The sequence below is a fragment of the Lishizhenia tianjinensis genome (genome assembly GCF_900116425.1).
Lineage (GTDB): Bacteria > Bacteroidota > Bacteroidia > Flavobacteriales_D > Crocinitomicaceae > Lishizhenia > Lishizhenia tianjinensis.
The window spans coordinates 579,174-606,012 of record NZ_FPAS01000002.1 but is presented as its reverse complement, the minus strand read 5'-3'; the positions used below and the strand labels follow the sequence as shown (position 1 = coordinate 606,012).

Genomic DNA, 26,839 nt, shown 5'->3' with positions numbered 1-26,839 from the left:
ACATGAAGAAAGATAAGGTTAGATTTCTGGATAGCTAGACGATTCAAGGATTCAAGGATTCAAGGATTCAAATTATATAAATAGTTCAAAAAATTATTTTAATACCCTACAAAATTTCAAATCATTTCAAATCCCTCAAATCTTCAAATTGTTGAATTGTTGAATCAAAAAAATCCCCACCACGTCTTCACGCAATGGGGATTTTTCAATTATCTTAAAGGATAAGTCTATCTCATTTTCGGAGACTTTCTTCTACCCTTCATCATCATGGCTTGGCGCATCTGGTTTTTAGAGGCTACCTGTCCCATTTGATTTTTCATCATTTTAATTTGATCAGCCAACATGTTGTTCTCGTCTAATTTCTTAGCGGCAGACAACAAAGTTTGTGCTTCTTTCTTACGTCCAGTTTGCATACAGATACCTGCTAAGTGCATTTTACACATGGCTTGATCTTGCTTGGTACGTAAACCTAAGGTTTGTGCCTTCAATAACATTTGCTCACTCTTAGCAAATCCTAACTCTTGTGCACCTAACATGGCTTGTAGGTAAATTACGTAAGCGTGCTGACTCTTCGGCAACATCTGTGGCGCCTTGATTCTTTGCAATGCTTTGTACGCTTTTTCTTTGCTTCCTAAACGCATTTGGTAAAGGGCTATGATAATGTTTTCGTTTCTAAAGAAAGTCAACACAACCAAAGCAGAAACAAGCGTCATAACTATTCCCCATCCCCAGTAACCTGTTGCGTATAATGCTACAGTTGAACCTACAACCCCAAGGGCTACAATTACTCTTATAACAAATCCTATCATCTTAATCTTCTATCGTTGCAATACATTTTAATTCAATAGCAATCGGTGTAGGTAAGCTACTGATTTCACACGTTGTTCTACACGGCTGGTTATCTTTAAAGTATTCCGCGTATATTTTGTTATACGTGTGGAAATCTCTTTTCATGTTCGTTAAGAAAACCGTAACATCTACTAAGTTTTCCCAAGAACTTCCCGACTCCTCTAAAATTACTTTTACGTTGTCGAATACGCTTCTACATTGCGCTTCGAAATCAAACTCTAAGTAATTTCCATTCTTATCCAATTTCAAACCTGGTACTGCAGAATCTGTAGCATCAGAACCCGCTGTTCTTGGTCCAACTCCAGAAAGGAATAATAAGTTTCCAACTTTTCTGGCGTGTGGGTACAAACCTACAGGCTTCGGTGCTTTCGCAGTGCTAATTTTACTTTCACTCATCTTTTTTGTTCTTAGTCAATTTTGTCAAATCCTGTAAACGGTCTTAACGCTTCAGGTATCATAATTCCATCTTCAGTTTGGTGATTCTCTAACAAGGCCGCAACGATACGAGGCAATGCCAATGCAGAACCATTAAGTGTGTGACACAATTGCGTCTTCTTATCTTCACCTTTAAATCTCAATTTCAAACGGTTGGCTTGGAAAGTTTCAAAACAAGAAACAGAACTCACCTCTAACCATCTTCCTTGTGCTGCTGAGTATACTTCGAAATCGTAAGTAATTGCAGAAGTAAATCCTAAATCTCCTCCACATAAACGCAACACTCTGTAGTGTAAGCCTAACTTCTCTAACAGTCCTTTGATGTGATCTACCATCTCTACCAAAGCTTTCTCAGAGTTATTTGGATGCTCTATACGAACAATCTCTACTTTGTCGAATTGGTGCAATCTGTTCAAACCTCTAACATCTTTACCATAAGATCCTGCCTCTCTTCTAAAACAAGGTGTATAACCCGTCATTTTAATAGAGAAATCTTCGTTAGGTAAAATTACATCTCTGTAGATGTTTGTTAAAGGAACCTCTGCGGTTGGAATCAAGTATAAATCATCTACACCAACGTGGTACATTTGTCCTTCTTTATCTGGTAACTGACCTGTACCGTAACCAGAAGCTTCGTTTACTACGTGAGGTGGAATAAACTCTTCATAACCTGCTTTGTCTGCCTCCATCAAGAAGAAGTTGATCAAAGCACGTTGCAATTTCGCTCCTTTTCCTTTGTAGATAGGGAAACCAGCCCCCGTTACTTTTACACCTGTTTCAAAATCAATTAAACCAAACTTATCTGCCAATTCCCAGTGAGGTAAAGCATCAAAGTTAAATTGAACTGGTGTTCCAATTTCTTCAACTGTAACGTTATCTTCTTCTGATTTACCAGCAGGAACAATGCTTTGCGGAACGTTAGGAACTTGGTATAACAATTCTTGCAACTCATTTTCCAAAGCGTCTACCTCAGCTTTCAAGTTTTTCTCGTTTTCCTTCAATGTTGCAGTTTTTGCCTTTGCAGCATCTGCCTCATCGCGCTTTCCTTCTTTGAAAAGCATACCAATTTCTTTAGAAATCTTGTTCATTTCTGCAGCAATGGAGTCTAATTCAGATTTTTTCGCTCTCCACGACTCGTCCGTAGCAACAATATTGTTAACCACTTCCGTCGCATCTATCATACGCGTCTTCAACCCTTCAATAACAGCATCCTTATCTGCTCTAATTCTTGTAATCTCTAACATTGGTGTTTATTTTGAATTGCGAAGATATGCATTCTCTCTTGCATTTCTTCAAAATGGATAGTCCTATCCTTTACTTCTTTCTAATTAAAAATATTTGTTTTCCATCAAGTAATTCTTCACATAGTCTTCTACCCCTTGCTCTAAAGTGTGGAATCCTTTGTTGTAACCTTGAGTAATCAATTTGGTCATGTCTGCCTCTGTAAAATACTGGTACTTATCTCTGATATCCTCTGGAGTATCAATAAACCCAATATTCTCCTCTCTATTCATGGCTTCAAAAGTCGCCCTTACCAAGTCTAAGAAAGTACGCGCTTTTCCTGAACCCAAGTTGTAAATACCACTTTCTACCTTTTCATTTTTCAAGAACATGCAGATGTTCACCAAGTCTTTTACGTAAACAAAATCTCTTTTCTGTTCTCCGTCTTTGTACTCAGGATTGTGCGATCTAAACAATTTCATCGCTCCTGTTTTATTGATTTGGTGGTAAGCATGAAATACTACAGATGCCATACGACCTTTGTGGTATTCATTTGGTCCGTAAACGTTAAAGAATTTCAACCCTGCCCAAAACGGTGGATGTGTATGTTGTCTTAAAACCCACTCGTCAAAAGTTTGTTTAGAGTCTCCGTAAGGGTTCAATGGTTTTAATTGAGGAATCGTTTTGTGGTCATCCTTATACCCCAATTCTCCCATACCATAGGTTGCAGCAGAACTCGCGTAAACCAAAGGTATCTTGTAGTGCGAACACCACTTCCAAATTTCCTTCGAATATTCTACGTTCAATTCATCAAAAATGGCTTTATCAAATTCAGAAGTATCCGTTCTTGCACCAATGTGGTACACGAAATCTACCTCTTTTCCATTCTCTTTAAACCACGTTAAAAAATCATTTCTAGAAATTTTAACACCTATTGTTTTTCCCGCCAAATTGTGCGCCTTTTCCGTTTTAGAAAAATCGTCCACAACCATTATATGTTCATGTCCCGCCTGGTTCAATTTAGAAACCAAAGCACTACCTATAAAACCTGCGGCACCTGTTACAACTATCATCTTTAATCGTTTTGCACAAAAATAAGTATAGATTTTAGCTAAAGAAATTATTTTGAGAGATAGTTAGATTTTTAGACGTTTAGTCGTTTGGATCCTAAGACATTTAGACTTTTCCTGAGCTTTTCTGCGTCCTCTTTTACAAATTCTCTACAGGCTCAACACTAAAAATTTAAAGCGCCGCTACCCTTTTCTTAAGTTTTATATTATTTTCATGCACCTAAAAACTTAATACTATGTATCAAACTCAAGAACCAAGCGGAGGTTTCCTCGTATTTCAATTGCTACTTCTCGTAGTAACCGTTGTTTCACTTTGGAAAGTTTTCCAAAAAGCAGGACAACCTGGATGGGCTAGCATCATTCCTATCTACAACATTATTGTACTATTAAAAATTGTAGACAAACCCTTATGGTGGATCATTTTATTATTGATTCCTTTCGTAAACATTGTAATGGCCTTTGTTATTTACATTGAGCTAGCAAAGAAGTTTGGACAAGGAGCAGGTTTCGGTATAGGACTCGTGCTTTTGGGAATTATTTTCTTCCCTATTCTTGCTTTCGGTAACTACACTTACGAAGGTGTGGTAGCGCAAGACAACGACTTGTTAGACAACTAAGCAAATACAAGCATTGATAAAGGCCTTCCATTTTCGGAGGGTCTTTTTTTTTGTGGCAGTTTTTATTCCCAACTTGTTGGGGAATAAATCGCGCTTTCCCCTCCAAGTCCTCACCTTTCAAAGTAAAGCACTAAAGCGCGTTGTAGCTTCCGCTGGTCGCCCCACCCCACCGAAGTGCTTTTTAACTTTTCAAGCCTCCGGGCTTTCCGCTTCAATCGCTAACTGAGTACCTAGACAGTTAGACTTTTAGACGGTTAGATATTTAGAAAGTTAGAGGATTCATCTTTCGATAGTTCGACTAAGCTCACCACAGCGCTCTCCCTCGAGAACTCGGATTCAAAGATTCAAAGATTCAAAGATTCAAAGATTCAAATTATACAAATCGTTTATTCCGCAATTAATAATTCATTGAATTTTTAAATTATTGAATTGTTGAATATTCAATTTGTTGAATCTTTAAATTGTTAAATCAAAAAATCCCCACCACGTTAAACGCGATGGGGATTTTGTGCCTAAATCTGATACGCCTTAGCGAATCGCTATTCTTCTAGAATATGTATCTCCATTACGCGTTGTAAGGTTCAATACATAGATTCCAGAAGTTACATCTTGCAACTGAAGTGCAATTTTTTGGTTTCCTTTTTTGACTTGCAATACTTTATCCATCAAACGTTTTCCATCTACTCCTATCACCTCTAGGTATAAAATCTCATCCTGATTAGAGGTAAACCCTATGAAAAACTGTCCGTTAGAAGGGTTTGGATATACACCACTTAATAAGAAAGTAGAAGATGTATTCACTCCTAAATTATCAACCTCACCCTCCTCATATGGAAGAATGTAAGATGGTGCAGGAATCTCTTGAACTTCTTTACCCGTTGCAGCAGATAAAGCCTCTTGTAAATATCCTTCATTCGCATAAGTGAATAAACTTTTGCCCAAACTATCCTTCATAGAAGGCATTTTTGTATCCGTGTAGAAGTAATCTGCTTGTAGTTTGTAATTGGTAATATCCAAAATTACATATCCATGGTTATCTAAATCTACATAGCGCAATTGTGGGTTTTCCACATAGAGTGCTTGTCTGTCTGGTTCTTGACTCGTTCCAGGATTACTCTCGTTTCTATTCGGAGATGCCAAACTTGGCGCACCCAATTCAACTCCAAAAGTACCTTGTCCGGTTAAGGGTTGGTAGCTTGCTGTATCGAAAGGATGTTTAGCTAAATCAAAGGCCCAACTTCTGTGTGTATCTCCGGTTAGAACCACGTTGTTTTTATCTGCGTAAGACATTAATTTGTCTACCACCAATCCACGTTCATAAGGATAACCAGTCCAAGCATCCATATCCGGATCGTTCTCTCCTGTTTCAGAAATCATAATCTGATTCCCTATCACTCGCCAGGTTGCATTTGAATTGTCCATGTTATCGAACAACCAGTTACGTTGTACATCGCCTAACAACAAACGCGTGCTGTCATTGAACAAAGTATCTTGCGCATTTGCCGCTTGTACATGTCTACCTTCTACTCGCGTATCCACCATGAACAAATCCATCAAATCACCGAAAGCAAAAGAACGGTAAATTTTAGGGTCGCCATTAAAAGGTTGGTGACGTATAGGCATCCACTCTAAATACGCACGTATTGCGCTTTCCTTACGCGTTTGAAAATCACCCTCTGTTTCTTCTTGGTGATTGGCTGCTCCATCTTCATAAGTATTGTTGGTTATTTCATGATCGTCCCATATACAAATGAAAGGATGTTGTTGGTGTGCTGCTCTTAAGTCAGGATCTAACTTGTAGAAGTTGTGTCTAATTCTGTAATCATCCAAAGTAACGATTTCATGCAAAGGTCTGTGTTCACGTCCAACCTCTACCGTATAACCATACCCATAGATGGCGTACTCGTAGAAATAATCACCCAAATGCAAAACTGCATCTAGATCATTGCGCTCAGCAATACGCTTGTAAGAATTAAAATAGCCCATTTGATAATTGCTACACGAACCAAAAGCCAAACGTACGTGTTCCGTATTATTTCCCGGCAGGGTGCGCGTTCTTCCCCTCACACTGTTGGTGTTTAATGCCGAGAAATAATAGTAGTATGTTGTGTTCGGAGTCAACCCCGTAACATCCACTTTCACCGTATAATCTTTGGTGTAATCCGTTGCTGTATTTCCTTCAGCTACGATGTTTTGAAAGCCAGTATCTAGGGCTACTACCCATTTTACAGGAATCAAAGTATCGTGCTCAGGAGTAACACGCGTCCAGATAATCACCCTGTCTTCCAAAGGATCTCCAGAAGCCACACCATGATAAAAAGGTGCTAAGTCGGCGTCAAAATATTCTTGTTCTATGCCTTGATCTGGTCCATGGGTAAACCCATTTTGTGCCAAGGTTGTCCAGCCTATAAATAGACTTAATAATGTTAAAACTCTTTTCATCTTATTGCTTGATTAAAGTGTTTGTGTAAACTCCTTCTGTCGTAACTACCTTCACTACATAAGTTGCTGGTGCTAAATCTTGAAGATTAATCACCCCATTTGCCTGTACTTCTCCTTGGTAAACAACTTTACCTGTTAAAGCCACTATGCTTACTTGTGCTGCACCTTCAAAACCATTGAATTGAACTTGATCTTGCGCTGGGTTCGGGAACATAACAAGTTTCGCCAAAGCTTCAACTTCCACTCCACTGAAGCCCATACTTGCTTTGTTCACCAACATTAAGCGGTAACCATCTTGGAAAGGCACCAAAGTAGAACTCGCAAATTGAGAACCTAAACCTATGGCCTTAAACACTTCTTGTGTTGCTACTTCTCCAACGAGGTCTGAATTAAATCCTACAAATAATGTAAGTGTATCTCCTGTTTCTAAATTCTTCGCATAAACTTCTTGGTTACCTGGCCAAACAGCGATAGCTGGAAGTAATTGTAAAGAATCAATTTCTAAATATTGACCTTCTGTAGCTTCAGAAAGCAATTCTACTTGAAGAGGGTTCTCTAAATTATTTTGAGTAGATACTAGCTCGATAGAGTCTAACTTCTCCAAACGTGTCAATCCTCTAAATTGAGAAATTTGTCCCCACACCTTTAAAGCATCTCCTTCTTGAGGCTGGTAACTTAAGTCTGCATCCATGCTGTAGATGTTCAAACCACTACCATTCTCTAATACGTAGAAATCTATTCCGCCTAGAGAATTGTAGTTAATACCGTGCACAATACCTTCGATTAAAACATTTGCACCTAGTACTTCACTCACCCCGTTTACATCTTCACCCTGTAGATCTGCAATGGGCACTAAGGGATACTCGTAGTTCTCAATGAAAATAGTATCGTAGATATTGCTTCCTAAAAAGGCATTGGTTGGATTCACTAATTCTAAAACAAAATATTCTTGGTTTTCGAAAGGATCACTGTTTAAGATATTGAACTGGAAATAAGCAATAGAATCTGTACCCGTAGTTGGGAAAGTTACCAAGCTCTCTACGATGTTTACATCATTCATCAAATTCGTTGTTCCAGCATTTGCGATACTTACACCTACTTGCGTTAAGAAGTTGTTCTTGTTGTGTATCACCAAAGGAACCTGAACGATACCGTCTTCTTCATTAAAAATTGTAGAACTGTTTAAAAATTCTACACTCAAAATACTTGCTGTGCTTATGGCTGCAATTGAAAAATCATCTACCGCTAAACCATCATCAAAACTTGCAGAGTTGTAATCTGTCCATCTCAACCAAAGGGTATCCATGGGCTGTAAGTTCAAATTCCCGATCACACCAGAAACATCCGTTTTATTCGCAGCGGCATTTCCATTCATAGGGGTGTTTAATATTCCATCTGTAACGGGTGAGAAGAAGTTCAATAAACTAAAATCTTGGTAAGCTCCGTTTTCAATTCCAGCCGCATTTACTGCATAAGAAAAATGCAAAGTATCCGGACCAGTTGTTCTCCCCGGTCTACCCTGTCTCCACATTTCTCCAGTAAAGTTTACCTCTACATTTTCTATCACATCTGATGTTGTATTGATATAGGCTACACCGCGGTGAGATTTGTACAAACTTCCACTTCCTACAGATCCAAAAGCTCTCTCAGTAGAAGCTGAATCTCCATAACTGTATAAGTTTCCACCTCCAAATTCTCCATAAGAAATATTGTAAGTTTGATTGGCGTTCCCACCTTCTTCATGTGCATACCATCCTGATGGTAAAGTAGAAAATCCAGAATTAGCTCCATAAGCGCTTGCCATGCCATCGAAATCTTCCGTATAGTAGGTATCCATAGCGCCAAGTACGTTGAACAAAGCTGTATTTACACCACCTTGTGCACCGAACTGAACACTTAAGTTATCTACCCCCATACCGTCATCGAAACTTGCTGAATTATCATCTCTCCAACGCAACCAAATTGTATCCAAGGGTGCTATGTTTACATTTAAGGTAAAACTTAAATTTTCTCTGTTTGCTGCTAAATTCCCATCAGCTTCTATGTTAGGTGTTCCTGCTGGGTCTGCTGGACTCACAAAAAACAAAGAAGGCTCATAGGTAAATGCTGCATTATCATCAATGGCAGTAGGATTTATACTGTAGGCAAAACGTAAGGTATCTGCTCCTGTAGAACGTGTTGGGTTTCCTACTCTCCATAATTCAGCATCAAAACTAATATCTACTGAGGTAAGCACATCACTTGTTTTGTTTACGAAATAACAAGCAAAGTAAAGCTGAGGATTAGAACCACTACCAATAGTTCCCAACGCTCTATCTGTATCATTCGCTGTTCCATAACTGTATAAATCACCACCAGAGTAGTAACCATCTGAAGCTCTATAAATTTGGTCGGCACTACTCCCCGTTTCTAGGGCTACCCAACCTACTGGCAAACTCGAATAATGATTGGTTACCCCAGAGTTTGACAAGGCATCAAAATCTTGAGTATAAGATTGATTGCTTTGAAGTATTTCAATTTGTGAAAATGCTAAACTCGATGTTAAAGCACTTACTAAAAGTAAAATTTTACGCATATTTTGTGTTTTATTTTTCCTAGCGCAAAATTACCGAGGCTTTGATAGAGTGAAGTTAAGCTTCTTTTACATAGCTATGAAATTAGGTAGCGATTATTAAACTTAACATTATGCAAACATAAACAGTTTTAAGTAAAGGTTAACTCAAGGATTCATCTCTCGATAGTTCGGCTAAGCTCACTACTTCGCTGCTGCTCGAGAACCTCAATTCAAGAATTCAAGGATTCAAGGATTCAAGGATTCAAGGATTCAAGGATTCAAGGATTCAAGGATTCAAGGATTCAAATTATAAATAGTTCATTCCGCAATCTTTAAATTTTTAAATCATTAAATTTTTAAATCATTAAATTTTTAAATCATTAAATTTTTAAATCATTAAATTTTTAAATCAAAAAAAATCCCCACCACGTAAAACGCGATGGGGATTTTTGTAAAGTCTATCTTAAATTAAGCTTGAGCTTCTTCCGCTAACTTAACGAACTCGTCGAAGCTAACTTCTTTCTCAGTTAATTTAACTGTTTCTTTGAAGAAAGTAGTCAATTTTTGATCTGCTAACATATCGTAAACTCTTTGAGCTTCTTCTTGGTTAGCCAATACTTTTTGAGATACTTCTGTCAATTCTTTATCTTCTGGAGCTGGCATTCCGTACTGTGCGTACTGTTGTGCCATCAATCCTTTTGTGTATTCTAAAGCTTCAGCTTGGTCTATCTTGATGTCGTTAGACTTAAAGATTTTCCCTTGTATCAACTGCCACTTCAAGTTTTCTTGGTAACCTTCGTACTGTGCTTCAATTTCTTCCATAGAAACTGGCTTGTCTTGTGGTTGTGACATTTGAATCCAACGCTTCAAGAACGTATTTGGTAATTCAAATTCTGTTTTCGCTAATAAATCTTTAGTGATGTTACGCGCTAACAATCTATCGCTATCGTTACTCCAAACTCTTTCTAAGTCAGCAGCAATTCTTGCTCTTAATTCTTCTTCAGATTTGATTTCTCCTTCTCCGAATAATTTATCAAACAACTCTTGGTTCAATTCAGCCAATTCCATTTGTTTGATTTCGTGGATAGTGAATTGGAATTTCTTAGACAAATCAGCTAATTCTTCTTCTTTCACTCCTAACATAGCAGCAGTATCTTTACCACCTCTAGAAACTTTCTCTGGGTTCACCATGATAGCGTCTCCAACCTTAGCTCCTAATAATTTCTTACGTGTAGTTTCGTCTTCAACGAACTCCATAGAGATAGTAGATGAGTTCATCACACCACCTTCTTTGATTACGTCTTTCTTCACTAACTCTACAAACTGCCCCATTACTAAATCATTCTCAGTAACTGTTTCACCTGCAGATAACTTTCCGTAACGACGACGCATGTTGTCAACCTCTTGATCTACAACTTTATCATCAGCTTTAACTTTTACGTAATCGTATTTGTTTCTTCCTGATAATTTGATGTCGAATTCTGGTGCTAAACCAATTTCGTAAGTAAATTCGAAATCAGCTGGGTTGTTAAAGTCACCTTTAACCTCTGCATCATTCTTAGGAATTGGGTTACCTAAGATATCTAATTCGTTTTCTTGGATGTAATTGTAAAGAGCGTCGTTTACAATTTTGTTAAGTTCGTCGCCCAATACAGCAGCACCGTATTGTTTTTTGATCATTCCCATAGGAACTTTTCCTTTACGGAATCCTGGGATATTGGCTTGTTTTCTATAGTTCGAAAGTACGTCATTTACCTTCTTCTCATAGTCTTCTTTAGCAACTTCTACTTTTAAAATTGCATTTAATTCATCAACGTTCTCACGAGTTACATTCATATTGCTTCTCTTAACAATTAAACAATCATAAACAAAAAATGGCATAAGAAAACAATCTTATACCACCTTTGATTGTGCGGATGGAGGGACTCGAACCCACACACCTCGCGGCACTAGATCCTAAGTCTAGCGTGTCTACCAATTTCACCACATCCGCAGAAATTATTTTTTCCCCTTACAGTTCAAAAATAGTATTTCAAATAACGCTTCACCTATGGAAAGCGAGTGCAAAGATAATGAATTATTTTCATGACCAACAAATTGAGTCGATTTTTTTTACAATTTCTAAAAATAAACTCACCCAGCTCCAACGCGCTCATCTTTACCTTGCTAAAGCACTTGGCAAAACAAAGTTTCAAACTTATTAACAAGGGTTGGTATTGGAGAAGAGAACCATTACCTTTGTTTCCGAATTTTTTAGCAGAAAAGAATGTATTCTATAGAACCCAAAGAATTAGAAATTCCTCATTTACACCAGTTGTTATTAGGGGCTGTTGGACCAAGACCCATTGCTTTTGCTTCTACAGTAGACGCAGAAGGGAATCCCAACTTGTCTCCTTTTAGTTTCTTCAATGTATTCAGTGCGAACCCACCGATTATGGTTTTTTCTCCAGCGAGAAGTGGTAGAACCAATACAACAAAGGATACTTACGACAATGTAAAAGAGCACCCTGAATGTGTTATCAATATTGTAAACTATGATATTGTTGAACAAATGAGCTTGAGTTCTTCTCCTTATGCAAAAGGAGTTAACGAGTTTACAAAAAGTGGATTAACCCCTATCGCTTCTGATATTGTGAAGCCTTTTAGAGTAAAGGAAAGTCCCGTTCAATTTGAATGTAAGGTAAACGAAGTAATAGAATTAGGGCAAAATGGTGGTGCTGGAAACTTGGTAATCTGCGAGGTTGTTAAGATTCACGTTCGCGAGGATCTCCTTATGGAAAACAAGCGTATCGACCAGAAAAAGATAGATTTGGTAGCACGTATGGGAGGTAACTGGTACTGCCGAGCGGATGAAAATTCTATGTTCGAAATTACCAAACCTATAACAACCATAGGTATAGGTTACGATCAATTACCTGCGGATATTTTAAACAGTGAGGTATTAAGTGCTAATGATTTAGCTAAACTTGCAGGGATTGTTGAGTTACCAAACGAGACAGATGTGAATGAACACAAACTCATAGAGTTATCTGATCTTTTTGTATCTTTAGAAGAGGACCAAGCAAAGCTAGAAGTAGAGTTGCACAAATTGGCTAAAAAACAATTACAAGAAAACAATATTGAAGATGCGTGGAAAACGCTTCTTTCATTTAATAATCAATAAAAGAGACAAAACATGTTTACACTAAGTGGTACTGTTAAAGTAAAAAACGAAACACAACAGATTTCAGAGAAGTTTAAGAAGAGAGAGTTTGTAGTGACGGACGCTTCTGGAAACTATCCACAAGATATTTCTTTCCAATTAACGCAGGAGAGAGTTACACAAATGGACGATGTAAACCAAGGAGACATGGTTAATGTTTCTTTCTTTATTAGAGGTAGAGAATGGACAAGTCCAGCTGGTGAAGTAAGATACTTCAACTCACTAGACGTATGGAAAGTTGAGAAAATGGGTGCAGGAGCTCCAGCTCCAAATGGTGAACCAGCTTCAGCTTCTAGTCCAGAGACATTTGTAGAAGAAGGAGACGATGATCTTCCATTCTAAGTAACATTAGAAATTATTAAAGGCAGCTTCGGTTGCCTTTTTTTTGTGCCCAACTTTCGTAATTTCGTACAAAAGCAAAAACCATGAACCCTGAAAAAATAGAGCGCAATTTTAAGAACTACTTCCCTAGTCCTTTTAGTTTAGCCATACTCTTAAGTTTGCTCACCTTTCTACTTGCTTTACTTTTCATGGAGGACGAGCCCGGTCAAAACAAAATCATTGCCTTAAGTAATTACTGGTACGAGGGCTTGTGGGACAAAGGTGCTGGAGGATTATACTTTGCTTTTCAAATGATGTTGATTTTGGTTTTGGGACATACCCTTGCGCTATCCAAACCCTTTAACACTCTAATTCAGAAACTACTTCTATTCTGTACCAATCGCGTGAATGCTGTGGTGGTTTTAAGCAGTAGTACCATACTTCTCGGATATTTGAATTGGGGCTTGGCCCTTATCTTTGGCGCCTTATTTGCCCGTAAAATTGGTGAGTATTTTCAGCACAAAGAAAAAAGTATTAATTACGCCCTCTTAGGCGCTTGTGGATACTTGGGTCTTTTGGTCTGGCACGGTGGATTTTCGGGAAGTGCACCTACGAAAGTAATGGAAGCTGATTATCTAAAGGCTATAGGCTTTGAAAGTTTGTCCATCCCTATAGAGACCACCCTTTTTAGTCCCCTAAATATCTTTGTATGTATACTACTTTTACTGCTCATCCCCCTGGTTATGGGCTTTATTTCTAAACGCAATGCGGGTCAAATTCCTCAATTATCTACACGTGAAAAAGAGGAAACAAATTCATCTACCATTTTAAGATTAGGTTTGGCCGAAAAATTTGAATTCAAATCTTGGATCTCAAAATCTCTGGGCGTACTAATTCTACTGGTTGCGCTGCAACAAGCCATAACTTATGAAGGCAAAAGTTCTATGGGGTTTATTCAACCCAACTACATTAATTTCTGCATGTTGGGTTTGGCGCTAATTTTTCACCAAAACTTAAACTCCTTTTTAAAGGCAATAGACGACGCTATAGGTGGAGCTTCAGGCATACTCATTCAATTTCCGTTGTACTTCGGTATTTTGGGTATACTTAAAGGCAGTGGACTCATCTTTATGTTTACGGAATTCATCATCACTTTTGCGAGTGCTGATAGTTTACCCTTCTTTACATTTATCAGTGCAGGTATCGTAAATTTCTTTGTTCCTTCTGGTGGTGGACAATGGGCCATACAAGGACCTATCATCATAGAATCAGCCCAGCAACTCAATGCCGACTTACCTAAAACTGTTATGGCTATGGCTTACGGAGATGAACTCACCAACATGTTACAACCTTTTTGGGCATTACCACTTTTGGCGGTAACTAAATTGAAAGCATATCAAATACTCCCTTTTACTTTTATTCTATTTTGTATAGCCACGCTTATTTTCATGTCCGGACTACTTCTTTTTTAACTCCCTTCCTTTCCATTCCTTTTTAAGGATAAAAGAAGCTAAGAATAAAACGAAGAAATAAAAGGGTAAGATCAGAAAGAAAAGAGGTACGGCGTAAATATCTTTCTTACTGATTGCTTTGGTATATTCGCGCAAGTAAGCGATATCTATCAATGTTTTAAGTAAAAACAGTCCTAAACCATACGTGGTGAAGCTGAGAATTAAGATGAGAAAATACAAATTGATTGCCGCTAAAAGTAAGATACCTACCAATTCGTACCAACTACTTTTCGACAGCCATCTTAGTCGTTGTTGCAGACATAATTTGAGCGATGTAGGCAGGGTAGTTTCAACCGCTAAGGACGATGCGGCACTCACACCTATCATTTTATTGTGTTCTTGAAACACTGCCAACATGAAATAATCATCTCCTGAAAGATATTCTTCTCCTGAAGCTTTAGACAACAAATTCAAATAGGTCTTTCTATTGTAGAGTAAATTTGCCCCACTCGCCGTCAAAACTTTCAACTTCCTCATTCTATAACTTAATGCGTGGATAAAAAGATAATCCCATTGAAAGTATTTTAATAAGCCTTTGGTAGTTCTCAACACTACAGGAAGCACCCACATATCCCTTACAAAAAGCTCTTGTATGTTATTAAAATAGTTCTGGCCAGGTACAACATCTGCGTCCCACTGTAACACATAATTGGTTTCTGTATGATCTAGCGCCAAACGTATAGCAGCTTTTTTACCATAGTCTTTTTCGAGGTGAAGAAGTTTAACATTCAAGGGACTATCTATCAACTCATTCTTCAAAACCGACAAGGTATTGTCCGTAGAATGATCATCTACAAATATGATTTCGTAAGGTTGCTTCTCTTGCGTGTGCAAAGCGTGAATTATTCGATCTATATTGCTTGCTTCATTTCTAAAGGGAACAATTAGCGTAAGATCCTTCAAATCTATACGCTTCCCATTTTCGATTACCTTTTCCCTTTTGGAAATCACAAACACATACAGCCCTAAATATAACAGTAGGAAAAGTAAAGGTATACTATAGAATAGAAGAGTCATAAGCTTTGCGTTTATAGGTAAAATAAGCACCAACGATTGCCGGTAAACCTAAATTGACCAACCATATCAATAAAGAAGAGAAAACAATCCCCAATGAATTATCTAGTAATGGCAAAAACATGACTAGAGCCAAACTCTCTCTCACTACTAGACGGTTTAAAAACCAGGATGGTATCAAGGTCAGGTAAAAATAAAAAACAGTTGACCATAAAAAGAGTGTTTGAAAGGCTCCTTCATTTAAAGCCAGTAAAAAACATGTGTATTGAACACTTATAATTACCGTACGAAGTAAACTTAAGCCTAAAAGGCTTCCTCTATGCTTGGGGGTAATCTCTATCCTATATTCCTTCAACAACCTCCATTGTTTGAAACGAATTTTCGGTATAGAAAAATAACTTACCAAGGCAATAACTATACACGAATACAAAAGTGGTGCGGGTAAGTTAAAAGGAATCACTTCTAAAAATATTAAACCAACTCCACCTAGAATTAAAGTCGCAATAAATTGAGAAAGGTTGGCGTATAAATTTAAACTGGTATAAGCTTGTTTATTCTGAAACCAAAGTCGAGCCCCTAAAAAATTACCCAAGCGGTTCGGGGTTATCACACCCATAAAAACTGAAGCCAACACGGCCCTGAAACTGAAGTGTTCTTCCTCCTTAATTTGAGCGGCGTTCATTTTTATCTTCAACGCTTCCAAGTACCAATTCAAAGGCATTAAAAGCACACCAATAATTAATAAAAGAGGATTGTATAAGCTTAAGGATTTAATATCCGACCACTGAAAACTTGAGAACTTATCGTAAAAAATCCAAAGCAGGAGGAAGAACAAAGGGATTTGTAGCAACACTCTAATTTTCTTATTTACCTTTGGAATTCTCAAAGCAAAACATTTTATGGTTGAAGATAAGATAATTCTCGGTATAGATCCAGGTACTTCGGTGATGGGGTATGGAATTATTCATGTCAAAAACAAACAGCTTCACTTGATTACTTTTGGGGTTATCCATTTATCCAAAATAGATAACCATCCCGATAAATTAAAGAAGATATTCGATAGAGTTGACGGCATCATCACTGAGTACAAACCTGATGAGATGGCCATAGAAGCCCCTTTCTTTGGTAAAAACGTACAATCGATGTTAAAATTGGGTAGAGCGCAAGGCGTGTGTATAGCCGCCTCTTTACGCCAAAACGTACCTTTTGAAGAATATACACCTAAACGTATCAAACAAGCAATTACCGGTAGCGGAAATGCCTCAAAAGAACAAGTAGCGGGAATGTTGCAACAACTCCTTAAGATAAAAGAGTTGCCAAAGTATTTAGATGCAACTGACGGATTAGCTGCAGCCGTTTGTCATTACTTCTCGAAAGGCGTTGGTGAACACAACAAATCTAAGTCAAAAGATTGGGCATCATTTATTAAGAACAACCCCAACAGAAAGGCATAAAAAAAGCTTCCCTTAGGAAGCTTTAATTTTTTCAGCGATAGCTTTTAACTCATCTTGTGTATAGGTTAACTTCTCCTTACTGAAGTTCATATCCTGTACCGAATTAATAGGAATTAAATGTATATGTGCATGCGGTACTTCTATACCAACAACACTTACACCTACCCTCTTGCAATCAAAAGCTTTGTCCATTTTACGCGCTACAGATTTTGCAAACTGCATCATCCTACCCAACAACTCATCCTCTATGTCGAAAATATAATCCACTTCTTGTTTCGGTACCACGAGTACGTGACCTTCTGACAAGGGTTGAATATCCAAAAAAGCTAAGAACTCATCATTCTCCGCTACTTTATGACTTGGAATTTCGTTGTTAATGATTTTCGTAAAAATAGAAGCCATTATCTTTCAATATTTATGATTTCGAACTGAACGATACCATTTGGTGTTTGAACATCTGCGATATCTCCTTTCGCTTTACCAAGTAAACCTTTACCTATAGGAGATTCTACAGAAATTTTCTTCTGTTTTAAATCCGCTTCATTTTCTGCTACTAAAGTATAGGCCACTTCCATTCCGTTTTTCACGTTTTTAATGGTCACTTTAGATAAAATGAAAACTTTGTTGTTATCCATTTTTGAATCATCAATAATACGCGCATTGGCAATCACATTTTCCAACTTAGAAATTTTCATCTCCAAGATACCTTGAGCCTCTTTTGCTGCATCGTATTCTGCGTTCTCTGATAAATCTCCTTTATCTCTCGCTTCTGCAATTTGTTTAGAAATTGACGGACGTTGAACTGTTTTCATTTCATGTAGTTCATCCTTTAATTTCTTAAGACCTTCTTCTGTATAGTAACTTATTTGTGACATGATTCTTTGATAATTTTAAACAAAAAACAAGAGAGCCCAAGGGACTCTCCTGTTCAAACAAATATAATGAAATATTTTATTTTAAGCTAATCGTAACACCAAAGCTATTAATACCTCCAAACACTGGAGACATTCTGTAACAGTACTCAATTCCGATAGGAGCTTTACTTTCTCCAACCAAAGCATCTACTGAGAAACCAGCTGTTAAACCAGACAATGCACTCGTTCTGTTTTCATCAGAAAAGATATTTTTCTCCAAAACATAACCAGCTCTTACATTGAATGCAGCTTTCTCTGTTGCCATACCGTAATCTAAACCGAAACGGTACTGGTCATTACTAAAAGAGTTTGCAGTAAAAGATCCTGCAGCTGTTAATTTGTTTGTTTCTGAGAACAAGAAATCATAAGAAACACCCATTACTAATTGAGAAGGCATTTCGAAATCATTTACACGTTGCTCTAAAGTTGCAGATCCACCTGTTGTTTGGTAAACGATAGGCGTAGCCAATCCGTCTCCGTCAAACTGCATAGTTGGACCAACATTCTTTAAAGAGATACCAAACTTAACGTGATCTTGCTCACCAGTGATGTAGCGAATACCTGCATCAAAAGCAACACCCGAAGCAGACATGTTTGCCACGCTTTCAGTTAACACTTTTAAGTTAAATCCACCATAAATTGAGTTAGAGAACTCTCTTGCATAACCAACATTTACAATGTTCTGACGTGGTGTAAATACCGCCCCAGTTGGTTCTGGTAAGTTAACTGTTGTACGGTAAACATCACCATATCCAAAAGCTTGGATAGCTACAGAGATAACATCTTGATCAGATACTCTTTGTGCCAAACCTGCAGAATACAAATCGATGTTTGCACTTCCTAACCAGTTTGTGTAGTTTACTTTAATTTGTGTTTTATCTGTAAAAGCCAAACCTGCAACATTCGTAAATGTAGCTTCAAGACCATTTACAGAAGCAACACCAGCATCAGCCCAAGCCGCTGATCTTGCCCATGGGTTTACCAATAATTGAGATGCACCAGCTTCCCCAACACGGTCCTCATTTCCGGCAAATGATGCCGAGCAGGCTAAAACTGCTCCGGCTATCATTGATCCTTTAATTATTTTATTTAATATTTTCATATTCAAATCTTTTAAACGCTTCTATTAAATGTTCTCTAAATCTGGCTGACGCATTCCTCCGAAGAATTTCACAACAGTTTCACCTATTCCTTCCACTTTTACGTGAATTAAGTATACTCCTCCTGCTACTGGAATACCATTTGCATTTTTCAAATCCCAGTCAATAGACGTCATTGGGTCATCCTTTTTGTACGATCTAATTAATTTACCAGAAGTATTGTAGATACGAACCAAACATTGCTCTGGCAAGTTCGTGATCTTAACTCTTGTATCTAATTTAGAGTTCTCGTACTCAGAGAATGCATAGTAAGGGTTTGGTACAACATTAATCATATCCAATACAGAAACTAATTGTTCGTCATTGTTATTTGTTGTTGCTGTTTCACCCATATCCCATCTGTACGTTGGGTTACCACCAAAATCACCAGTTGCTGAGTAATTTCTGTACGCCTTTTGAAGTCTTAAACGAATTCTTACATCCGTGCTTAACAACTCTTGATCTTGCGCTAACATTGGGTAAGCTACCCAAGATAAGTTCTCCATCACTTTTTTGTGAGCTGCTAATGTTCCTGCCTCTAAGTTATCGTACATGAACGTTTGTGCTTGCTCGTAGTTTGGAATATCATTTAACTGACCTCCGAATACGTACACTAACTGCTGACCACCAAATCTTGGTTCACCTAAAGCATTTTGGTAAGTAGATGTTGGGTTCCAGATCATATCTCCACCATTTTCACCTGATAAGAAAGAGTTCTCTGTAAACGCCATGTTTACTCTTCTACCTGTTTCGATGTCAATAGCATATCCTGGGAACCATCCCATACCTGTAGGCTGTGCACCGTTATTTGTTGCTTCTGCATCATTGTAACCTGGGTCACCTGCTTTTCTTCCTTCTTTATCCACTGATGGACTTGCTCTTAAGGCTCCTGGCTTAGCACCACCTATAGACAAGTTTTCATCAACGTTCAATTCGATAACTGGACATCTTGTCCACTTAGACTTATCGCTAGTAATTACGATGTCAACACTTGGCTGTACAGCTGTACCCAATTTACCTTTCGCTGTGTTTTCCCACTGCGATTGTGTAAAGTAGTTGTTGATACCAATAGCAGCGTATCCACATTCGTTTGCACGAGCAAAAGAACCAGCAGTTACGATACCATCCAATAATCCAGCGTATTCTTTTTCATCATCTATCGTTACTAAATCAGCGTAACAAGCAGGATCTGTAAATCCACCTACGTAAGGATCTTCTGGAATGTAATCACCTGAAGTAATCCAGTTTGTTGGGTAGAATGCATCGTTATCCTGAACTCCTGATAACCATCTCTTAGATGAATCCGCGAACTCTATAGTCGCTTCAATTGGAGAAGTTAATTCTCTTGAATCCTGACAAATTGCGATTGGACATCTGTAGTAAGATTGATCAATCTGAACTGAAATACCCCAGTCTGGAATTAATTGTTCGTTGTTCAAGTTAATCGTTCTTTCAGATTCAATCGTTTGGATTTCACCTGTTACTTTATTCTGTCTTTCTAAGATCCAAGAAGCTGTATCAATATCACCGTAATCAACAAACTTCAAAGTGTAGATACCATCTACTAAACTTAATGGGTCAATAACTTTTACATTAATTGGAGCACCATTTGTAGTATAAGTAGGAGTTGCGAATGAAGAAGTTGGACTGTTTAAAATCGCCTCTTCAGACTCTGGAGTTAAATCAATAGATCTACCACCGTTACCTGTACCATCCAATCTTGTAATGTAAGGAGCGTCACCATAGTTCAAGTGGAATTCAGTTCCTCCTGCTTCTGGCATAGGGTTGTGTGGGATACCAATTACCGGCTTAATACCACTTCCGTCTGCTGACAAACGAGAAGAAATGTATGGCATCTGCTGACCATCTAATTTCAATGGATCAGTTGGATCATAATCTTTGTAGTTATTGTATGCGTAAGCAATAGCAATGTAGTAGTACGTCTTGTGGTTCACAAGGTTCTTTTGAGCACCTTGAGCAAACGCATCTTCTACTAATGAGAATGAGTGACGAATACCTTTGTTTTCACCATCAACTTTCTCAACTGGTGTAGAGAAACCTAATTGCTCATCAAATTCAAAGTTGATTAAACGATCTACATCATTTTCAATATCACACTGTGCTACTAAACGAGCTTTGTCAATATCACCGATATCAGAAACTGTTGCTTCGTCATCTATCATTTGGTAAATCTGGTAACCTTCGAATCTGTAGAACTTATCGTAAGGAGCATCGTTAATTGGATCAACAATGTTAATGTTATCCTCTTCTTCGTACTCTTCGTTTACGTTATTTCCGAATGGATTAGAAATCGTTAAAATCAACTCATTTTCTAATTCCTGAATTTCTAAGATAGGAGCACTTGGCGGATCTAAGATTTTGAAACAGTTATCGAATAATGCTTGTGCTTTTGTATCCGCTAATTTTACAGATTCTACTGAAGCGTAAGCATCACCTGAGAATGACTGACCAAAGATAACCCCAACAGTTAAGTTGTTTACAGCACCTGGAGTTAATGTAAATGGACCAGCTGACTGTAAGAAACGTCTATCCAATGCATCATTAGAAGCAAAGTTTCCGTCTGCATTAGTTTCTGACCAATCCCATCCTGGATCAACACCTGCTGTACCCCAGTTTAATGGATCTGAATCTCCTGGGTAAAGGTAATCTGCAGGAATTGTAGTAACACCATTAGAACCTTGGTAACCCGTACCTCCGTAGAAGTTTTGAGAACCATCTCTCCATAAACCTGTCATGTAGTTGTAGAACTGTGTTGGAGCCGTTGACAATGGGTCAGAACTACCGTTAGAACCATTGTTGTAGTAGTTAAATCTTCTCATACCGAAACGTTCGTTATCAACAATTCCGTCTGAGTATCCAATACCAATACCACCGTAAACAATACCGTTTCCGTTCAACGCTTCATTTACTGTTGGTTGAATGAATTCAGTTACACCATTGATCTCTTCAAAGTGAGGACCAACGTTATCAATACCATCTGCATCTTGGTAAGGTCCTTCAAAGAAGTCAACACCAACCGCTGGAGGGTTAGAACCATATCCTGGAGAACCACCTTGACCTGGGTCATTGTTGTTACCGTTGTAAGCAAAACCTAAACCTCTTGATACGTCACATCCTACGTAGTCATCAAAAGAGTATCCGATATCCGCATCTACATACTGAGAGAAGTAAGTATCGTACAATGTTTGTGTACCACGGTTAATCATCTCATAGTTGTAGAAAGTCATTTTATTCACTTCATCATTAGTAGCGAATGAGAATGCCTGAGCGTGGATTTCCATACCGATTGGAGCACCACCTGATTCTGTGTGAATGTTTCCTTTATCATTAAATACCCACCAGTTAGAGATATCTCCGAACAATGTTACACGTCTGTCTACTCCACAAACTACATCGTCTCTTCCTAAGATATCATCAAACCAAGGGTGATCACCTGCTGTAGGATCGTACACACCATCTCCATCTCTATCGTAGAAAGGAGCTAAGTAGAAATCCTGACCTCTCGTCACGTCACCGTGAGCTGGCCAGTTGTTAATTACGTTTTGAGCTTCTGAAGATATTTCATAAACATCCTCACAGTTAGGATCTAAATCACACTCATATTTCAAGTTGAATTTAATCACCTCTGATTTCTCAATAGTAAAGAACTTATCATATTCAATACACACATCAGGATCGATAGTTGCCGCACCGAAGTCACGGATAGCGTCATCACCTACTGGTGCATTCGGATCAAAGTTACCTGATCCAATAGTAACACTTAAAGGTCCACCCCAGAAGTCGTTACCTTGAGTTCTAAATTTCACGGCTGCTAATTTAAGCTGACCGTTAACATCTGTTCCACCCATCCAGATAGATCCAGAGAAAATTACGTGGTTACCTGATCCAACAGGCACCTCGTATGATGCACTACCCGTAGTTCTATTTTGCCATAGAGACCCACCTACTTCTATCAATGCTCTTACATCGTTAAAATCGGTGAATAATCTTGCATTCGAATTCGGACAGTTAGCTTTTGGGACAATAACAGAACCATTTCCGCCATTCCCTTGTATACTGTTTTGCTCTTCAGGTCCTAAGTATGCGTGTGCACCAAAGACGGTTCCGAGAAACAATAATGCTGATAAATAAAATTTCATAACTGTTAACTTCTTTTAATTAAAAATCAATTTTCACACCTAAACGAATAGTTCTTGGAGAAGATACGTTGTAAGGGTTATCCACTTTTAGTAAGTAATAATCTCTAAACGATTGCTCGTCTAATTGGTTTTGAATAGTGACTTCATATTGAGCATCTCCTAAGTAACCGTCATCAGTTGCTGATCCAGTTGCTCTGTATACACTCAAAATATTTTGTGCGTTAAAGATGTTTGTAACACGAACGTAAGCGTTTAAGTAAGCTTTTTTCGTTTTGTTACCTTCTTCATCTTTACCGAACTCTAACTCCCAGTTTTTATCTAACTGTAAGTCTAATCTGTATGTCCATGGTTTTCTAGAACCGTTCATTGTTCCTTGTAATGTAGGTGCACCTGGTGCAGAACTTACAGAAGCGTAAACTTGTTGAGACGCTGAGTAAGGAGTTCCAGAGTTAATGTTTGTAACAATGTTTAAACCTGCATTTTCTAAGAAGTGAACGTTATTGATAACTGGTCCTTCACCTTTTCCATATCTGTAATCAAATGTGATTGCGAAAGCATGTCTTTGATCGAAAGAGTAAGGGAAGATAGTTCTTAAGTTAGGCTGTCCAGAGTTAACTAAACTTAAAGCCGTTTGAGAACTTGATCCAGTACCGTCTGCGAACTGTAATGTGTAGTTAGCTGTCATTCTTACGTTTCCTGTTCTTCTCAAATCGTAAGCGATAGTAACACCTTTTACAGTACCGAAGTCACGGTTACCATAAGTCTTGTAAGTATTCGGGTATGCTTCGAAAACGTTTCTTACCTGAACTTGATCTCTTTGCTCACGGTAGAATGCATTAATTTTCAAAGATGAAGTTCTAGTTAATACCTGTTGGAATCCAATTGCGTAATCAATTGTTTTCTCTGGTCTTAAGTTAGAGTTATTAATAACTCCTGTAGAACTCTGAATAAATTGGTATTCTAATGGGTTAAATCTTACTCCTGAAGTTGGACGCTTTGTTAAGATGTCGTAGTTCGCGAAGAAAGAAGCTTCATCAGAAATAGGGAAAGAGAATGCAATCCTTGGCATCAAGTTAATTTGAGATGTGTAATCTTCGAATGCACTTGCGTCTGGTGTTTCTTGTCCTGGGTTTTTCAACCATGGAGCAATACCTGCAGATCCTCTTAATACACTTGGATCTTCTACAACAACACCTTCTGCATTGTACCAAGTCTCATCATTTCTAAATCCATTAATTGCTGAAGGATCGTTTACATCATTTACATAAACAACGTAATCATCTCCCATGTTAGACGGGATATTAACCCAGTCATTTCCAGTTGCTCTTGCTTCAGCTACAGTGTTCGCATTGTAGATTAAGTATTTATCTTTCAATACTGGTTGGTTCGCATCAAAGATATCTACCCTTAAACCTACGTTAAATACGATATCGTCAAAAGCAAACTTATCCATGATGTAACCTGCGATGTAAATTGGTTGGTAAGCACCAATGAATCTTTGGTAGTTTCCATTTTCATCGTAGTCGTTGAAGTAAGAATTGATGTCTGTTCTTCCACTTACTTTTTGACCTGTGTGATCGTAACCGTAGTAAGAAATGTAGCTATTTCCAGAGTTGAATAATTCGTCTGGAGAGAACATATCTAAAGAGAAAATGTTAGGATCCAATGCATCGATATCGATAAAGTCTGTACCGTCAACTGGTAAACCTAAAGCATTTCTTAAGTTGTAATCAAAGAAGTATTGCTCGTCTGCCTCTCTAGCTCCACCGTAGTTTCCTGTTCCAGAAGTGTAAGCATATCCAGAGTTTAATCTTTCGTATGTTACTTGTGGGAAAGTACCGTTGAATTCGTAAGTTGCTTGGTTTTTGTCTAATTCCGAAATGTGGAAGTTAGCGTACTGACGCGCAACTGACCAAATTCCTGCTGGGTTACCAGATCCCCATCCTCTATCCCATCTTTGTTCGTATTCGAAACCTAAAGAGATTGAGTGGTCACCAATATTTACAGATCCTGATCCAGTTACACGGAACTGCTCAGCTTCTGACTTAGAGAAACCGTTTGCTGGAGAACCAATGTTATCCCATAAACTGTAAACGTTACCTGGTAAGTCACCATTTCTTAATGCGTTACCTGCAACAATTTGGTTCAAGTTTTGGTATCTTCCTGTTGGATCGTCTGCGTATAAATCGTAGTACTGAGAAGTAATTGCAGCTAAGGCTTCATTTTCTGCAGATGGAGTAAAGTCTACTCTTACATCTTCGAAACCATTGTGAATTAAACTATCTCCTGACTGATTAAATTCGTAAGATGGTCTTCTTGTAGTTGTAAATGTACCTACGTGACCGTATTTGAATACATCAAACTTGTGGTTGTCATCAAAAGACTGACGCGTTGAGTTCGAGTAGTCAACCATTAAAGAGTAGAATGCACTCTTCACTTTAGAAGAAGAACCTTCAGTATCGTTAACAAAACGTTGTGTAAACCTACCGTAAACTCTCCAGTCTAACGCTGTGTAAGTTCCAAAGTTTGTAAAGTTCAATAAAGAAGCATTTCTAGAGTAGTTCTTCCCTGTATTGTAGTTCAAAGATCCACCGAATGTTAAGTTTACAGATGGTCCGGTATTAACATCGATCTTCAAAGCAGATGTTAACGATCTACTTCTAGCATTCATTCTGTATTTAGTCAACTCAAAATCATCTGCTCTTAAAAAGTTAGCGTTATGGAAGTTACCAACTCCTTGTCCTGATGGACGTAAAGGATTTGCCAACAACTCTTCTCTAACATCCTGCTTAATACGGTAAGAACCTCCGCTTAAAGGTCTACCATCTAAAATGTCTGTATAGTTTAAAGAAACCAAGAATCCTAAGATAGGATCTGTCTTCTCTCCATTTTCGTCTTTACGCATCAAAAGTGGACCAGATAATAAACCTTCCACTAAGTTGTAACCGTAGTTATCTAAACCTATAACTTTTCCATCGTAACCACTTGGGTCTTGACCATGAAAATAAAACCCTGAAGAAACTGCTTCAATTGACCCGAAGTAACGCGCCGATGGTCCTCTTGTTGTTACAGAGATAATCCCCCCTGTTGCATCCCCGTAGTTTGCTGGAAGACCACCTGTAATTACAGATACTTCCTGAATCGCACTTTTAGGTAAAGAAGATGAACCACGTACTTTAATACCATCAATGTAGAAGTAAGTTGCATCAGAACGAGAACCACGAACAGAAATATCTCCTGATCCTTCATCCGTGTTTACCCCTCCAACTGTACCAGCAACACCAGCAGCAGAACGAACAGGTAATCTCGAGATGTCCTCTCTTGTTACTGTAGCTCCTGAAGCACCACCATCTTTATCGATCAATGGTACAGAGTAAGCAACAATCTCTACTTCCTCCAAATCTTGGATTTCACTCGGCTTACTCATCTCGGTTTCATCCAAGAACGTAATTTTATCCCCTGTAATGATTACACTAGTCAATCTTAAAGGAGAATAACCTTCACTAGATCTGAATTCAACATCGTAAGTTCCAGGGTTAATCGAGTTAATCTGGAATTTTCCGTCAAAATCAGTTTGCGCACCACCTTTCACTTGGTCCGCTTGAATTAATACTACCTTAACGAAGGGCAGCGTTTCTTTCGTATCCCGGTCAATAACGGAACCTTTCAGGGTACCCAGACCTGTCTGACCGAAGCTGTAAGCCACTGTCAGTAAGATACTTGTCAATAACAAGTTGAGTTTTCTAAACATAAGAACAGTTTAATTTATTATACTTTCTTTTAGCAACAAAGCAGTAAATATAGGAAAAATAGCCGTGATACGTTAAATTAAGCTAAAAATCGAGGGCTTTTTTGACAATTTACTGTTAACAAAGATAAGGAGAGAATTTCGCCTAAATTTTAGAAAGAAATTCACATTACCTTAATAATATACAG

General features: G+C 38.1%; 19 protein-coding genes and 1 tRNA gene. 5 read left to right on the top strand and 15 right to left on the bottom strand.

Annotation, left to right across the window (positions count from 1 at the left end):
• Nucleotides 1–227: 227 nt before the first annotated feature.
• From BM327_RS09275 to rfaD, 4 genes are all read right to left on the bottom strand, one after another.
• Complete coding sequence (locus BM327_RS09275; RefSeq protein WP_090248708.1) at nucleotides 228–809, bottom strand: tetratricopeptide repeat protein; 582 nt, start codon at nucleotides 807–809, stop codon at nucleotides 228–230.
• Between the two features lies 1 nt (nucleotide 810).
• Complete coding sequence (locus tag BM327_RS09270; protein WP_090248705.1) at nucleotides 811–1,245, bottom strand: RidA family protein; 435 nt, start codon at nucleotides 1,243–1,245, stop codon at nucleotides 811–813.
• Between the two features lie 11 nt (nucleotides 1,246–1,256).
• Entirely contained in the window at nucleotides 1,257–2,528 is a 1,272-nt protein-coding gene (gene serS, locus BM327_RS09265) for a serine--tRNA ligase (RefSeq protein ID WP_090248703.1), read from the bottom strand.
• 84 nt (nucleotides 2,529–2,612) lie between these two features.
• Nucleotides 2,613–3,578, bottom strand: a complete 966-nt coding sequence (gene rfaD, locus BM327_RS09260; RefSeq protein WP_090248701.1) for an ADP-glyceromanno-heptose 6-epimerase — start codon at nucleotides 3,576–3,578, stop codon at nucleotides 2,613–2,615.
• A 233-nt stretch (nucleotides 3,579–3,811) separates the two neighbouring features.
• Here rfaD and BM327_RS09255 point away from each other — a divergent pair, with 233 nt between their 5' ends.
• Complete coding sequence (locus tag BM327_RS09255) at nucleotides 3,812–4,192, top strand: DUF5684 domain-containing protein (RefSeq protein ID WP_090248699.1); 381 nt, start codon at nucleotides 3,812–3,814, stop codon at nucleotides 4,190–4,192.
• A 528-nt stretch (nucleotides 4,193–4,720) separates the two neighbouring features.
• Here BM327_RS09255 and BM327_RS09250 read toward each other — a convergent pair.
• The 4 genes from BM327_RS09250 to BM327_RS09235 form a co-directional block, all read right to left on the bottom strand.
• Nucleotides 4,721–6,634, bottom strand: coding sequence for a T9SS type A sorting domain-containing protein (locus BM327_RS09250; protein ID WP_090248697.1), 1,914 nt, complete (start codon nucleotides 6,632–6,634; stop codon nucleotides 4,721–4,723).
• Between the two features lies 1 nt (nucleotide 6,635).
• Nucleotides 6,636–9,209 (bottom strand): T9SS type A sorting domain-containing protein, encoded by a 2,574-nt coding sequence (locus tag BM327_RS09245; RefSeq protein ID WP_090248696.1) that lies wholly within the window; start codon nucleotides 9,207–9,209, stop codon nucleotides 6,636–6,638.
• A 447-nt stretch (nucleotides 9,210–9,656) separates the two neighbouring features.
• Nucleotides 9,657–11,024: a trigger factor gene (gene tig, locus BM327_RS09240; protein ID WP_170853725.1), complete on the bottom strand. Its 1,368-nt coding sequence runs from the start codon at nucleotides 11,022–11,024 to the stop codon at nucleotides 9,657–9,659.
• A 75-nt stretch (nucleotides 11,025–11,099) separates the two neighbouring features.
• Nucleotides 11,100–11,181, bottom strand: a tRNA-Leu gene (locus BM327_RS09235).
• Nucleotides 11,182–11,454: 273 nt separating this feature from the next.
• On the opposite strand from BM327_RS09235, the gene BM327_RS09230 reads away from it, so the two are divergent.
• The 3 genes from BM327_RS09230 (at nucleotide 11,455) to BM327_RS09220 (ending at nucleotide 14,183) form a co-directional block, all read left to right on the top strand.
• Entirely contained in the window at nucleotides 11,455–12,351 is an 897-nt protein-coding gene (locus tag BM327_RS09230) for a flavin reductase family protein (RefSeq protein WP_090248691.1), read from the top strand.
• A gap of 12 nt (nucleotides 12,352–12,363) precedes the next feature.
• On the top strand, nucleotides 12,364–12,732 hold the full coding sequence (locus BM327_RS09225; protein WP_090248689.1) for a DUF3127 domain-containing protein: 369 nt from the start codon (nucleotides 12,364–12,366) through the stop codon (nucleotides 12,730–12,732).
• A gap of 83 nt (nucleotides 12,733–12,815) precedes the next feature.
• The gene (locus tag BM327_RS09220) at nucleotides 12,816–14,183 is read left to right on the top strand and encodes a TIGR00366 family protein (protein ID WP_090248687.1); all 1,368 of its coding nucleotides are present in this window, start codon (nucleotides 12,816–12,818) and stop codon (nucleotides 14,181–14,183) included.
• On the opposite strand, the gene BM327_RS09215 is transcribed toward BM327_RS09220, so the two are convergent.
• Complete coding sequence (locus tag BM327_RS09215) at nucleotides 14,169–15,239, bottom strand: glycosyltransferase (protein WP_090248685.1); 1,071 nt, start codon at nucleotides 15,237–15,239, stop codon at nucleotides 14,169–14,171. The two genes, BM327_RS09220 and BM327_RS09215, sit on opposite strands and share 15 nt — an antisense overlap.
• Nucleotides 15,220–16,122, bottom strand: coding sequence for a hypothetical protein (locus BM327_RS09210; protein ID WP_170853724.1), 903 nt, complete (start codon nucleotides 16,120–16,122; stop codon nucleotides 15,220–15,222). Before BM327_RS09210 ends, BM327_RS09215 begins: the two co-directional genes overlap by 20 nt.
• A 13-nt stretch (nucleotides 16,123–16,135) precedes the next feature.
• On the opposite strand from BM327_RS09210, the gene ruvC reads away from it, so the two are divergent.
• Nucleotides 16,136–16,690 carry a crossover junction endodeoxyribonuclease RuvC gene (ruvC, locus tag BM327_RS09205; RefSeq protein ID WP_090248679.1) on the top strand — a complete coding sequence of 185 codons (555 nt, stop codon included), beginning with the start codon at nucleotides 16,136–16,138 and terminating at the stop codon, nucleotides 16,688–16,690.
• Nucleotides 16,691–16,702: 12 nt separating this feature from the next.
• Here ruvC and BM327_RS09200 read toward each other — a convergent pair whose 3' ends face one another.
• The 5 genes from BM327_RS09200 to BM327_RS09180 all read right to left on the bottom strand — a co-directional run bounded on the left by BM327_RS09200 (nucleotide 16,703) and on the right by BM327_RS09180 (nucleotide 26,654).
• A complete protein-coding gene (locus tag BM327_RS09200; protein WP_090248678.1) occupies nucleotides 16,703–17,092 on the bottom strand; it encodes an HIT family protein in 390 nt (129 codons plus the stop codon).
• Nucleotides 17,092–17,565 carry a transcription elongation factor GreA gene (gene greA, locus BM327_RS09195; RefSeq protein ID WP_090248675.1) on the bottom strand — a complete coding sequence of 158 codons (474 nt, stop codon included), beginning with the start codon at nucleotides 17,563–17,565 and terminating at the stop codon, nucleotides 17,092–17,094. Before greA ends, BM327_RS09200 begins: the two co-directional genes overlap by 1 nt.
• Before the next feature lie 76 nt (nucleotides 17,566–17,641).
• Nucleotides 17,642–18,706 (bottom strand): PorV/PorQ family protein, encoded by a 1,065-nt coding sequence (locus BM327_RS09190; protein WP_139230317.1) that lies wholly within the window; start codon nucleotides 18,704–18,706, stop codon nucleotides 17,642–17,644.
• 24 nt (nucleotides 18,707–18,730) lie between these two features.
• Complete coding sequence (locus tag BM327_RS09185; protein ID WP_090248669.1) at nucleotides 18,731–22,903, bottom strand: T9SS type A sorting domain-containing protein; 4,173 nt, start codon at nucleotides 22,901–22,903, stop codon at nucleotides 18,731–18,733.
• 19 nt (nucleotides 22,904–22,922) lie between these two features.
• On the bottom strand, nucleotides 22,923–26,654 hold the full coding sequence (locus BM327_RS09180; RefSeq protein WP_090248667.1) for a carboxypeptidase regulatory-like domain-containing protein: 3,732 nt from the start codon (nucleotides 26,652–26,654) through the stop codon (nucleotides 22,923–22,925).
• Nucleotides 26,655–26,839: the final 185 nt, after the last annotated feature.